Consider the following 12,310-nt stretch of genomic DNA (forward strand, 5'->3'; position numbering starts at 1 on the left):
AGGGTGACGGTCGGTAAGCGTAGGTCGACGGTTCAAGTACCGCCGCTCGTACAGTCCAGCCACCCGAATCACGTGGTGCTGCGTGCAAATGCCCGCGTCCGCCGACAACGTCGTCGCTATGGGCGACGGATGAGTTTCGGCCGTTCCGTCCGACCGTCAGATGCCCACCGGAATTGCTAGGGATCTTGCTAGGGAACGGCACCGAACCAGGGTGGCCACAGTGGGACCGGCCGGAACGTCGCCGGCATGAAACAGCAGGTCAGCGACATGAGCCGGGATCGACTGGGCCAATTTCGAATGATCACCGGGCAGCGACGCGAACGCCTCGGAAGGCACGAACCGCAGTAGCAGTACCAGCGGGGCGGGGTGTGGGTCGACGTCGTAGCCGAGGGCGTGGAGTGCGCGGAGATACGTGCGGATGGCACGTTGGGTGACGCCACTGGAGAATTGGCAGATCTCGTCCGACCGCCGATGCGCAGTGTCCGTGGATCCGAACAGGGGACTGGCAGTTGCGGTAGTCATACGGCTGGTCTACCCGCGTGTGTCACGCAGTTGCGGCCAGAATCGCTTGGGCAGCCTGAGACCAGGAGCGCCTTTCGGCCATGACCCGGCGTAGAGTCTCCGCTCGGGCGAATGCCTCTGCAGGGTTCGTCAGCACTGCCGCAATCGCCGTACCCCACGTCTGGAGGTCGCGAGCGTCGTCCTTGATCGGAACGACTATTTGGCGGGCTTCGGATGGAGCAACCTCCCGTATGAGTTCACCGAGTCCGCTCCTGTCACTGATCAGCACAGGCGTGCCGGCGACAATTGCCTCGAGACCAGCCATGCCGAAGCCCTCAGCCCGAGACGGCATCAGAAGAAGTACCGCCCGTCGTAGGTCGTACTCCCACTCGTCGCAACCAACTGTGTAGGAGCGCGTTGTCACGCGTAATCGAGCGCCAGCCCAATCCAGCACCGCTGTCCTGATCTCGTCAAACTCGGCTTCCGGCACACCGCGGAGCACCAGTTCGAGCGTGGAAGGATCCAGCTCGTGGATTCGAGTAGCTTCGGCCAGGGCCTTTGCGGCAAGGTCCAAACCTTTGACACCGCGATCTTCCATTCGTCCCAGCAGCAGCACACGGATCGGGCCCCCGCTCGGAGATTGCCTCGGAGGCATGTCCACAAGGTCGAATCCGGGATCGATACGCACCGGTTCCGGTGCATCAGCGAAGGCGGCCAACTCGGCTCGTACGCGATCGTACAGTTGAGGTCCGACACCGGCGCCGATTGCGGGCGGCCGCAACAGCCGCCGTTCTTCCTCCATTCGCCGCTCGGCTGATTGGCCAGCATCGTGCTTCTGGTCCAGCTTGAGCCACTCGATCTCGTCTGGGTCTTAGTTAACTATGTGTAGCCGCCGGGGCATGCCTCTTAAATGATCTTGCGCGATCACCGCCGCCGGACCGCCAGTAATGCGCCCATGGCCGATGATCAAGTCTGGAACAAGGTCGGCGGGCAGGCTCGGTCGGCCGCTTAGGGCTTGCTGCACAGAGGTACCCGGAGGCCTGACGGTTTGTATGAGCGTCACGCCTCGGGCGGCAGCTGCCGCCCGATCCGATTCGGATGAGTCGATGACGACGCAGTAAACGGTTGCTCCCGAAGCGGCGAGGGCCTCGCACAGGTTACGGTTAAATTTGTCGAGACCCTTGAATCGAGACCTCCATCCTGTGGCAATAACGAGGATCCGTCTCGATTCAAGGGGGTTGGACATCATCGGCCGATTACGGGGATTGGGCACCGCTGCCCCGGGAGCCTGCCGGACGGCCCGGTATGCCTCTTCCCGTGCGAGCCCAGACGAGTCAGTTACGAATCGTGAGACTGGACCACCGGGTGACTGCGAAGGGTCGGCGGAGGTGCGGTCTCCGGCGTGGCCGCTTTCTCTGCCCGCCTGTTCAATGACCTCTAGCCGCGTTCGCATGACCGAATCGAGCCAGCTAGCCAGTTCTGGAGCCTTAGCGATCGGTGAGTGACCGGCATGAAAGTGCTTCCGTTGAGACTCGGGAATGCCCACGTTCGCACTGAATGGGCTCACAAATGCGTCAATTCCACCCGAAACCGAGAATACCGGAAGCACTGTACGCCCTGCCGCACCCTGCGCAATGTTATATCTGTCCACGTAAGTTGAGTAGAATGTATCGATTTCGTAGCTTGCAGCACCGAGCCTCCGCAAAATCCTTGACTCGTCGGGAAACAAGATCTTGAGCGGTCCTGCCCACCCGCTGCCCGCTCTCGGCGACGCCACCACCACCAACGCGGCTAGCGGCCCCGCCCCACGCCGATGTTGCAGCGCTCGCGACCGGAGATGGTCCATGGCGACGGCCTCGATCAGCTTCCCGCCCATGCTGTGACCAATTAGGAATATATGCTCATATCGGGAAGCAAGATCATTTACATGTTCTCTGAGGTGCTTCCGCCAGAACTCGAACGCCGCCGCGCTCGCAGTAAACCGGCGAAAGCCGCTCGGATAGTCATAGATCCCAATATCAACTGGATTCTGGGTATCTCGGGAGAATAGGAGTTTGGGCACGCTCCGCCACGTTCCGTACCCGTCACCGCTCAGCCCGTGCACGAAAACGGCCACAATCCGGCGAGGCACCGCCGGGAACACATGTAGGTTGAACCGTCCAGCGCCGAACGGCTCGGCGGTGAAGGTTACTTGCTCCAGCCGGTTGAGCAACCTACCTCCGCAGGCATCCGCCGATCGTGTCCGTGGAGCGCCTCGCACGAGTCACAGTCGACGACCCGGCTCCCGGGATCGCGCAACTGTTGACCCGAGGTTCGGCCGGTCTCGACCAACGCGCTGGCGACCTACGGATGATACGAACTGCACCCGGGTCGACGTGCGCCGCCCCACCGGCCTCAGGACGAGACGATGCGCCGGAACCGAGCCCGGACGCACCCAGCCCGGGCACACCGGCTTCCCAGGCGGGACCAGCTCGCCGTGCGGCTGGACCCCCGCACGTGCGACCTGATGCCGCAGTAGATCGGCGCCGCGCTGACTGGATTGTGTTCGCGCCCTACTCATCCTGGCCACCGCCGCGATGACCTGACGACCGCCCCCGGAACCGCCCCGCATTAGCCCGGCGAGCACGTTTCGGAGTAGTCCATCTCGAAGCTGACACCGGACACAGGCACCGTTCCGCTAATCCAGCTGCGTGGGTCGCGGGGCCTAGCGGCGGCGACCATGCCCCCCGTTTACCCCCGAAAACCCCTGTTGGGCGTTGACCGTCAGTGGCCGCCCGGCCTTCACCGGACTCGTCGTCACCCTCGCCGCCGTGCTGCGCTCCGGCGGCGGACCGATCGACCCACCCGCCGAAGCCCGCCGACTGGCCGGCCTGCTCGACGGACCATGACTGCAGGTACTGATCGGCGCACTGACCCATCACGACGCGCTCGACGTCGTAGCCCGCCATCTCGACCAGATCCATTGACCGGCGGCAGAGTACGAACGTGATCATGGTGTGGCTCGGGGCCGTGCGTGCCGTTGGGGACGGGTCAGACCGGTGGTGGTGCTGAGCGCCCATTCCAGCAGATCCGGGCGGGTGCGGGCCGCAAACGTCAGGCGCTGCAGCGCGCCGAGCGCCAGCACGGCCCGGCGCACGTCATCGGGCATCGTCTCGACGGCGGCGGCGACCTTCCCCGTCGAAACGGCCACGACCCGGTCATCGTCGACCAGCACATTCGAGCGGTCGAAGTCGCCGTGTACCACGTCGCCGAACCGGAACATCCCGGGCTCGACGCGGTGACCGATCTCGACGGCGACTTCCAAAACAGCGCGGATCCGTGGGTCGGGCGACCGCCACAGCACCTCGTGGTCGATGATCATGCGCTCGGTCCCGGTACGCAGCCCGGTCACGATGTCCTCGGCCCGCGCTCGGCCCTCCTCGCACGCGTCCTCGTTCGCTTTCTCGGCCGTGCCGGCGAACCGCTGCCACACCTGCACCAGTTGCTCCGCGTGCGGCAGCCGCAGGATGGCCGGCACCGCACCGGCCACAAACTCTTGGATCGTGTAGACCCGCCCATCGACAGTCCCCGTTTGGAGGAACCGCGGCACCGGGCATCCGGCGGCGCGCGGTCGCGGCGAGTTCGACCGTACGGGCCACTCGGCCGACGCTGAACCCGGATGGTCAGGCAGCACCTTGAACACCACCGAGGCGCCGCCGGCCGTGCGAGCCGCCGCGAAGGAGCCGCCGCCGAACCGGTGCTCCACGGTCAGCCCGAGCCGCGTCGCCACCGGGTTGGGTACCGCGGCATCATATCGACGATCGACGCCGTCGCTGGGCGTCGCCACGCGCAGGGTCAGCCGGGTCTGCGCTGGTTGGTCCCCGCTGACCTGGTGTGGGCTCCCGTGGTCACGAATAGTGATTGACAAGAACTCCGATCGGGACGGAAAGAAGGGCGCCCGATACGCAGAACAGTAGCTGCTCACGCTGATTTTTCCGCTGCCTTTGTGCAAGCTCGCCTTTGAGTTCGATCAACTCGTCAAGAACGACTCTATTGGATTTGATCAGGCGATCCGCCAGATCTTGACTATCGGCCTCATCCACCGACACCAGTTCGGCCGCGATGTCGGATTGCTCTTCGACCTCATCCGCAATATTGCTTGCTGAGACCAGTTGATGCTCCACACGCTTCTCGGCGTCCCTCCGAGCCTTGGCGAACGCGCCCACTCCTAGAAGCCCGGACACGATGGGGATTATGGAGCCAAGCATTTCGAGAATCGCGGGTGTCATTCTTGCTCCTCCAGGCGAATGTGAAGATCGAGATCAAGATGCCCAATGGCAAGGCCCCTTCGTCACATGGCGAAGCCGACTCGGCCAGCGGTATGAATCCGGCGTTCCAGCACGGCGGTCCGCTCACGTCGTGACGCGACCCGCGTGTGTTCCTCCTGTCTCGCCACTAATGAGAAGGTCCAAGGCAGGCTTGATACGCGGTTCGTCGCGCGAACGCAGCCGATGGCACGGGGTGGGGCCGAGTGTGCAACGCTAGATGATCATTTCGAGGAGGGCTGCGCAGTCATACAGCTGCGACCGAATGTGTGGCAGCGGTCGTCAAAGGTGATCTGCGCGGTCCGTTGCCAAGGCCGAGACATTTCCTGGTCATTGCCGTGATCCGCTACGTGACAGCTCCACGGCTCGAAGACCTGGAGGAATCCATCTCGCCTCGTCACGTTCCGCTGTGGGACAGTCACTGTCGACGTGGAGAATCCGCGCGAATGTTCCACCTCTCGGCTGTATCAGGGCCTGCCGTCGAGATCCCCTGACGGTGATGGTCATCCGACGAGCACGGATGGGGAGGAACGATGACGGCACTTCAAGCGGACGACGCCGCCGATTCTCCATGGTCGGCCGCGGCGGAGGCGTTCGTCGCCTGGCGGGACGAGGGTCGTGTGGAAGGGCTTGACCGTTTGGTGCAGCTGGTCACACCCACGCTGTGGCACATGGCCCGCGGCCACGGTCTAAGCGCGGAGGAGTCCAAGGACGTGATCCAGTCGACGTGGCAAGCGCTGGTCACCGCGCGAACGTCGATCAGGGATCCGCAGGCGGTCTGGCGATGGATCACCGTTACCTGCCGGCGCTTCGCGGCGAAAGCCGCGCGCACCGGTCGGCGCGAGGAACCTGTCGAACTCATGCACCTCGACCGCCGGACAGCAGAGGACGCCGATCCGCAATCGCTGGTCGTGCGGGACGACACGGCGGATCGGCTGTGGCAGCACGTGGCGAAGTTGTCGGACCTGTGCCGTCGCATTCTGCGGATCATCGCCTTCGACATCCAGCCGGACTACCGGGCGCTCGCGACCGAACTGGGTATTCCGGTCGGATCAATTGGACCCAACCGCGGCCGGTGCCTGTTGAAGCTGCGTCAGCTGCTCGGTGCGGACCCCGGATGGAGTGACCGATGAACCCCGAGAACCGAAACCTGTACGCCCTCCTACGAGACATGTGGGATCGGCGTGACCCGTGCCCCGACGATCTGACGGAGCACGTTGTGGTGGGGCTCGCGATCGACAACCTCGACGACGAGGTGATGGCACTCCAGCCCGTTCTTTCCACCGCCGACGCACGTGGCCCCCAGGCCGGCTCCCGCTACACCTTCGAGTTGCGTGGCCTCGGAATGACTGTCCTGCAAGGAGCGGTCCTGGTGGCGATGTCCGGGCGACGGCATCGACGCATCGACGGCTGGATCGCGCCGGCGACGGTCTTCGGTGTCCAGTTGCACACCGGCTCGGGCATTCGCGAATCCACTACGGATCAGGATGGCCGGTTCTCCTTCGACCGGCTGCTAGCCGGCCCGGTTCGCCTCGTGTTCGAGCGTGTGCACGAGACCGCTGTGCCGCTGACCAGGCCCGTCGCCACCGCGCAGTTCTCTGTCTAGCCACTACCCACATCAGACGGGAGCCGATGATGACCAGACCCACCGAGCCCGTTCTCGGCGATGTCGATCCGGCGCTGCCACCGCCCGACGTCCTGGCCCGCGCGAGGGCGCGCGTGCTCGACCCGGCCACCGCCACGCGGTTCGACCGTCAGGTCCTCCGGCCGACCGTGTATGTGGCGGACGAACTGCTCGTGCTCCGCAGCCAGGTCGATCGGGTCAGCGGCTTCCTCGTGGAGGCCGCCAAGGCCCTCGGTATGGGACCGCAGGAACTGCGCGAGGGGCGCAGCTCCGATTCCGGCCTCGTGATGCGGTTCATCCCGCTGCCCAAGCGGGCCGTCGAGGTCGACGCGTGGGAGGTGCTCCAGCGTGCGCGCCAACTCGCTCTCGAGGCCGGCGCCGATCTGCGCGGTGTCGGGCTGAACCACCTCATGTCCGTCGGCGCGTTCGGACCTGTCCCGTATGACTCGCCACAGCCGTACGACCCCGCCTATTCGCCGGGGTCGCCATATGCGGACCTGGCCTACAGCGGGCCGAGGCCCGTCGCGCTGCCGTTGGTCAACAAGCCGGCTCGGGGCAAGAAGCGCGAGCGGGACCTCGAGCACGTCGGACGCAGGCCCGTCGTCGCGGTCGTCGACACCGGCTGCGGCTCTCATCCCTGGCTGAACCACGGCGTCTATCGCGAGACGCTCGGATCAATGGGAACGGTGGCGGGTGGCAACACGTTCGACCAGGCGGAGCAACTCGGTAACGCCTTGGGTCGCCTGGACGGTATGCGGGATCCGTTCGCCGGGCATGGCACGTTCATCTGCGGCCTGGTCCGCCAGGCCTGCCCCGAGGCCGAGATCGTGTCGCTCCCGATCGTCAGCTCCGACGGGAACAATGACAAGGGCGCCCTTGCCGCCGCACTGAACCGAATCTTGGACCTCATCAAGGCCGGCGTTATCGCCGGCGTCGACGTCGTGTCGTTGTCCATGGGCTCGTATCTAGAGGAAGAGGACGACCCCAACCTGCCGTGGCGACTGCCGCCCTCGTCCGGCGACGGCACCGGCGACTCGGACGAGGAGGACAGGCAGCAGGTTCTCGATGTCCTCCTGGACGCCATCCAGAAGCTGACCGACGAGGGCATCGTGGTCGTCGCCGCGGCGGGGAACGACGGCACCACACGCAAGTTCTACCCGGCGGCGTTTGTCGAGCTGGACGGAACTCAACTGCCTCACAACGCCGTGTTGAGCGTCGGTGCCCTCAACCCCAATCGCAGCTCGATCACGCTGTTCAGCAACGGCGGCTCGTGGGTCAAGGCGTGGGATGTGGGTGTCGCTGTGGTGAGCACCATGCCGGACAAGTACCAGCACAGCTTGCATGCCAGGGCCCGCACGATCGATCAGGAGACCGGCGCGGCGCGGGAAAGCGTCGATGAGGACGACTTCACCGGGTTGTTCGCTATCGCCTCGGGCACCTCATACGCGGCCCCCGTCATGGCCGGCCGCATCGCTGGGGCGATCTACGACCGCCGGCGCGAGAACTTCGAGGCAGCCCGCCAAGCTGGGACGACGGGGGAGGCGCTGAAGGACAGCGTGAAGCTGACCCCGGATCAGATCGCAACCTGCGTCCAGGATCAAATCGACGGCACGCACCCACCCAAGGCCTGATCGAGCGACGGCGCTTCGACACGCTTCATTGCTTGACGGAGCGCCGCCGCTGCCCATCACAATGGCTCCATGGCCGCCGCGACCGCTGTGGAGCTGCACCGGCGTGCTCAGCAGGAGACTGAGCGCGGGCGCCACGCGGTGGCACGACGGCTTTTGCATCGTGCGTTGGGGTTGAACCCGGATCCGGTCTCTCGGGCCCGCATTCTGATCACGCTTGCCTATCAGGAAGCCGATCGCATGCCGGCCACGGGTCTCGACCTGCTCGATCAGGCCGAGGCCCTGCCGGATCTGCCGCCTCAGCTGCAAGGGCTGGTGGCGAGCCAACGCGGTCTGCTACACCTGCGCGCCGGCATGGTGAACGAGGCGAGTGTGTCGTTCGACCGGGCCGCAAGCCTCCTTGACGACTCCACGCCGGAAATCTTGGGTCGGAACCTGCTCAACCGAGGACTGGTACACACCCGATGCGGCCGGCACCGCGCCGCCCGAGCCGACTATGCGCGGTGCGCGGAGCTGGCGCGTCGGCACGGGCTGGTGCTGCTCGCGGCCAAGGCGGCGCACAACCTCGGCTACCTCTACCTCTTGTCGGGGGACGTTCCCGCGGCGTTGCGGGCGATGGACGACGTCGCCTCGGTCTTGAGCACGCAGTCAGCTGCGCATGCCGCGGTCTACCACACCGACCGGGCGCAGGTCCTGCTCGCCGCAGGGCTTTTCGGTGAGGCCGACGAGGACCTGGCCCGGTCGGCGGAGCTCTACCAGGCCGCCGACCTGCGCCACGATCAAGCGGTAACCGAGCTCGAACGAGCGCAGCTGGCGCTGCGCGAAGAGCGTTGGACCGACGCGGACAAGCTGGCCGTGCGCGCCCGCCGCCGCTTCGCCAAGCGTGGCGCGGCCTACTGGGAGATGCTCAGCTCGCACGTTGTCCTCGCGGCGGGTGTTGGCGCCGGAAAGCACCAGGGTGTGGCCTCGCAGGCGACCCAACTCGCAGCCCGGCTGGCGGCGATCGGCCTGGTCGACGACGCCAGGGCCGCGCGGCGTACGGCGGCCTTCGCGGCGCTGGAGGACACATCACCGGACGCGGTCGCCCGGGCCGAGGAACTTGCCGCTGGTGCGATGCGGGCCCGCCGCGGCGATTCGATCGCGACCAGGCTGCACCTTCGGAGGCTGCGTGCGGCGCTCGCCCACGCACGCGGCGATGCGGCACGGGCGCAGCGGGAGCGGGTGGTCGCGCTCAACGAGCTGCACCGTCACCAGGCGTCGTTCGGCAGCCTGGACCTGCAGACCGCGACCGGTGGCCATGCGCGGCGCCTTGCCCGCGACGGGTTGACGTGGGCCCTGCGCACGGGCCGGCCCGCGGCCGTGTTCGCGTGGGCCGAGCGGGCGCGTGCGCTGTCCGCGCGCCTGCCGACGGTGCATCCACCCGCCGACGAGCGCGCGGCGGTCCTGCTCGAGGAACTGCGCCACGCGCGGCGCGAGCTCCGGATGCAGGTCCAGTCCGGCCGCGTGGATCCGGATCTCCGCAGCCGCTGCACGGAGCTGGAACAGGACATCCGCCGGAGATCCTGGTACCTGCCGGGTCCGATGCAGACGATCGCGCCGGCACCGTTGTCCCGCGTGCGTGAACACCTTGCATCGGCGTCCGCCACGCTCGTCGCTCATCTGATCATCGGGGGGCGGCTGTTTGCCTTGATTGTCACCGCCCGCCGCCAGGAGGTCCGCGATCTCGGCCCGGCCGAACCGGCCGTCGAAGCGGGTCGCCGGCTGCGGTCGGATTTGGACATGCTCGCCTTGGAAGCGCTTCCCGGGCCGCTGCGCGAGACGATCCGGGCGGCAAGCAGGTCCGCGTTGCGCCGGCTGGATGAGCTGTTGTGGCAGCCGCTACAGGACGTGGTGGCGGACGGTCCGCTGCTGCTTGCCCCGTCGGCCGGCCTCGTCACCACGCCGTGGCCGCTGATTCCGACGATCCGCGGCCGTGCGGTGGCGGTGGTCGCCTCGGTGACCGGCTGGCTTGCACATCGCGGCCAGACGCCGGTGGAGAACCCGACCGTCGCCCTCGCCGCCGGTCCGGAGATCGATCGGGCCGCCGACGAGTTGCGGCTGTTGCGCCTGGTCTGGTCACTACCCGCGACGAAGGAGTTGTCCACCACCGCCGACGTCCGTGCCGCGGCCATCAACGCCGACATTCTGCACGTCGCGGCACACGGCACGCATGAACCCGACAATCCCCTGTTCTCGCACCTCCATCTGGCGGATGGGCCGCTGTTCGGCTACGAACTCGAGCAGTTGCCCCGGCTGCCCGCACACGTCGTGCTGTCGGCCTGCGAACTCGGCCTGGCGGGAGCCAGGGCCGGTGACGAGACCCTCGGTATGACGGTCGCTCTGCTGCACGGAGGCGCCCGTAGCGTGGTCGCCGGCGTCGCCCAGGTGTCGGACCGGATCGCCTGTCGGGTGGCCCCGGCACACCATGCGGCGCTTCGCCGAAGGCTGTCGCCGGCGGCGGCGCTCGCCGGGGCGATCGCGATGCTGGACCGGGAGGACGACCCGCCGCCGCTGGTGTGCTTCGGCGCCGGGTGGTAGCCGGCCATCTCGCCGAAGGCGTGGATAAATCCGTCGACTCATCAGTATCAGGGCCTACATCACCCGGCTCCTGTCGGAGCAATACCCGACGGGCCCACCTGTGGGCCGAATCCTACGAGGTGCTCATGGACAGAACAGCAACGGCTCTTGCCGGCCGACATCAGGGTTGCCGAATACCGCGTCAGTCCCGACATCGAGCAGAAGCAGACCGGCGAAAAGCATTCACATGCGAAGCAGACTCTAAGCGGTTCGACCGCCGTGCGAGCACGGATGGCGGCCGCTCAAAGCCGGGCAACCGGATAAACGACCGGTTCGCAACCGGTCGAGCGGGCTGGAGTGGCGCATCTCCGGCCCGCTTCCGTTTCTGCTGACGACCTTCCCGTAGACCTGGCCGTCGCTGGCGGTTGCGCCGGGAGCATCCTCTGCGGCGGCGGCTTCGCCAGCGGTGGTCGGGGCGGGAGGGGCTTCGGCGTAGGCCGACCGCAGGCGTTGAGGACCAGCACCTGCACCCCGGACCGGGCCAGCACCGCCCCAACGCCGGCCCATCGACGAGTTGTTCGTTGCCCTGACGTCAGGGTCTTCGAACAGGAGAAATCCGTGCCGACCCGGTCGGGGTGGTGAGGCGAAGTTGCGGCCGGTGTAGCGGTTACGACTCACACCCCCGACCCTCCGGCCGCAGTGCCGGACCTGACGCCGGTTTCGGTGTCGAGGTTGAGGCAGGTGCCGTGACCGTCGAAGTGCACCACCTGAAACGGCCGACCAGCCCGATACGCCGCATCGACCACCTCGATGAGTCGGGCGAACGTCGGCGGCCGCAACGCGTGGATCGCCAACCCGCCGGAGTCGCCGCCGAAGTGGACCAGGTGGCTGGCCACTGATCGGAACGGCACATCGACCCGTCCGGCCGGACGGCAGATCACCAACAACACCCGCAACCCGTCCCCGCCGGTGTCGCCGTCGGTGGCCTGGCTACGGGAACGAGTTTTGGCTCCACCTACGGGCCAGATTTAGCCCCACTTCCCGATCTTGGTGGCGATGATCGGGAACTGGTTCTGGCCCCACCAGAAGCCTTCCTCGCGGCCAATGATGGCCGCCGCTCGTTCCAGGTCAACGCCGTTCGTCCTCGCTACGCTGCGGGCGCTCCACGTTGACCTGCGCCTCGCCGACGGCGGGATGGCAGCGATCGAGGAAAGCCAAGGACTGCCGCTGATCTCGCGCCCTGGGGCCAACACTCGCTGGAACTGATTCCGACCGGAGCCGCGTGGGGCCAGCATTCACTCCCAGGTGGGGCCAACAGACTCTCCTGGAGCCAGTGGCCGCATCGGTAACCGCCGGGACGGTCAACGGCATATCGTTATCCGGGTCCCGCAGCAACTCCCACGGCAGCGCCGTCGCATCCTCGACCTCGGTGGCCACCTCCGCCCGCATCTGGGGCAGCTGACCCTGCACCCGCCCCACAACCGTGCCCCGTCCCGGGAATCGAACAGCTCGGCGAAGAACTTCCGGCCCAGGTCCCCCAACCGGGTCTCGATCGACGAGGCCATGGTCGGCGCCGGGTCGACCGGCTACTCCAGGAAGTCGGGCGACCAACCTCACCCCAAGGCCCAGCGGCCGGCACCGGCCGTACGGGCCATCGTTGGGCCAAGTCGCGCGGCAGCACGCCGGGCCGCGAGCAC

Annotated in this window: 8 protein-coding genes and 1 pseudogene; 5 read left to right on the plus strand and 4 right to left on the minus strand. The window is 66.8% G+C overall.

Features of this window, described 5'->3' with window-relative positions:
• Positions 1-544: 544 nt before the first annotated feature.
• Positions 545-2,377 (minus strand): annotated as a pseudogene (locus tag Vau01_RS65330) (glycosyltransferase family 4 protein).
• A gap of 880 nt (positions 2,378-3,257) precedes the next feature.
• On the opposite strand from Vau01_RS65330, the gene Vau01_RS64740 reads away from it, so the two are divergent.
• Positions 3,258-3,389, plus strand: a complete 132-nt coding sequence (locus Vau01_RS64740; RefSeq protein WP_275423976.1) for a hypothetical protein — start codon at positions 3,258-3,260, stop codon at positions 3,387-3,389.
• Between the two features lie 101 nt (positions 3,390-3,490).
• On the opposite strand, the gene Vau01_RS32120 is transcribed toward Vau01_RS64740, so the two are convergent.
• Together Vau01_RS32120 and Vau01_RS32125 are read right to left on the minus strand one after the other, a co-directional pair.
• Positions 3,491-4,327 carry a protein kinase family protein gene (locus Vau01_RS32120; protein WP_204000430.1) on the minus strand — a complete coding sequence of 279 codons (837 nt, stop codon included), beginning with the start codon at positions 4,325-4,327 and terminating at the stop codon, positions 3,491-3,493.
• Positions 4,328-4,388: 61 nt separating this feature from the next.
• Positions 4,389-4,769: a hypothetical protein gene (locus tag Vau01_RS32125; protein ID WP_204000433.1), complete on the minus strand. Its 381-nt coding sequence runs from the start codon at positions 4,767-4,769 to the stop codon at positions 4,389-4,391.
• Positions 4,770-5,338: 569 nt separating this feature from the next.
• On the opposite strand from Vau01_RS32125, the gene Vau01_RS32130 reads away from it, so the two are divergent.
• From Vau01_RS32130 to Vau01_RS32145, 4 genes are all read left to right on the plus strand, one after another.
• Complete coding sequence (locus Vau01_RS32130) at positions 5,339-5,938, plus strand: RNA polymerase sigma factor (RefSeq protein WP_204000436.1); 600 nt, start codon at positions 5,339-5,341, stop codon at positions 5,936-5,938.
• Positions 5,935-6,411 (plus strand): hypothetical protein, encoded by a 477-nt coding sequence (locus Vau01_RS32135; RefSeq protein WP_204000439.1) that lies wholly within the window; start codon positions 5,935-5,937, stop codon positions 6,409-6,411. The genes Vau01_RS32130 and Vau01_RS32135 overlap by 4 nt, the downstream gene beginning before the upstream one ends.
• A 29-nt stretch (positions 6,412-6,440) precedes the next feature.
• Positions 6,441-8,060 carry a S8 family peptidase gene (locus tag Vau01_RS32140; protein ID WP_204000442.1) on the plus strand — a complete coding sequence of 540 codons (1,620 nt, stop codon included), beginning with the start codon at positions 6,441-6,443 and terminating at the stop codon, positions 8,058-8,060.
• A gap of 69 nt (positions 8,061-8,129) precedes the next feature.
• Positions 8,130-10,634 carry a CHAT domain-containing protein gene (locus Vau01_RS32145; protein ID WP_204000447.1) on the plus strand — a complete coding sequence of 835 codons (2,505 nt, stop codon included), beginning with the start codon at positions 8,130-8,132 and terminating at the stop codon, positions 10,632-10,634.
• 653 nt (positions 10,635-11,287) lie between these two features.
• On the opposite strand, the gene Vau01_RS32150 is transcribed toward Vau01_RS32145, so the two are convergent.
• Positions 11,288-11,509 carry a hypothetical protein gene (locus Vau01_RS32150; protein ID WP_204000450.1) on the minus strand — a complete coding sequence of 74 codons (222 nt, stop codon included), beginning with the start codon at positions 11,507-11,509 and terminating at the stop codon, positions 11,288-11,290.
• Positions 11,510-12,310 lie beyond the last annotated feature (801 nt).

The sequence above is a fragment of the Virgisporangium aurantiacum genome (genome assembly GCF_016863635.1).
In the GTDB taxonomy this organism is placed as follows: domain Bacteria; phylum Actinomycetota; class Actinomycetes; order Mycobacteriales; family Micromonosporaceae; genus Virgisporangium; species Virgisporangium aurantiacum.

Excerpts from the sequence above, each read along its gene's own strand:
- Vau01_RS32125 (WP_204000433.1), bottom strand. The coding sequence starts at position 4,769 with ATGACACCCGCGATTCTCGAAATGCTTGGCTCCATAATCCCCATCGTG.
- Vau01_RS32135 (WP_204000439.1), top strand. The coding sequence starts at position 5,935 with ATGAACCCCGAGAACCGAAACCTGTACGCCCTCCTACGAGACATGTGG.
- Vau01_RS32145 (WP_204000447.1), top strand. The coding sequence starts at position 8,130 with ATGGCCGCCGCGACCGCTGTGGAGCTGCACCGGCGTGCTCAGCAGGAG.
- Vau01_RS32140 (WP_204000442.1), top strand. The coding sequence starts at position 6,441 with ATGACCAGACCCACCGAGCCCGTTCTCGGCGATGTCGATCCGGCGCTG.
- Vau01_RS32130 (WP_204000436.1), top strand. The coding sequence starts at position 5,339 with ATGACGGCACTTCAAGCGGACGACGCCGCCGATTCTCCATGGTCGGCC.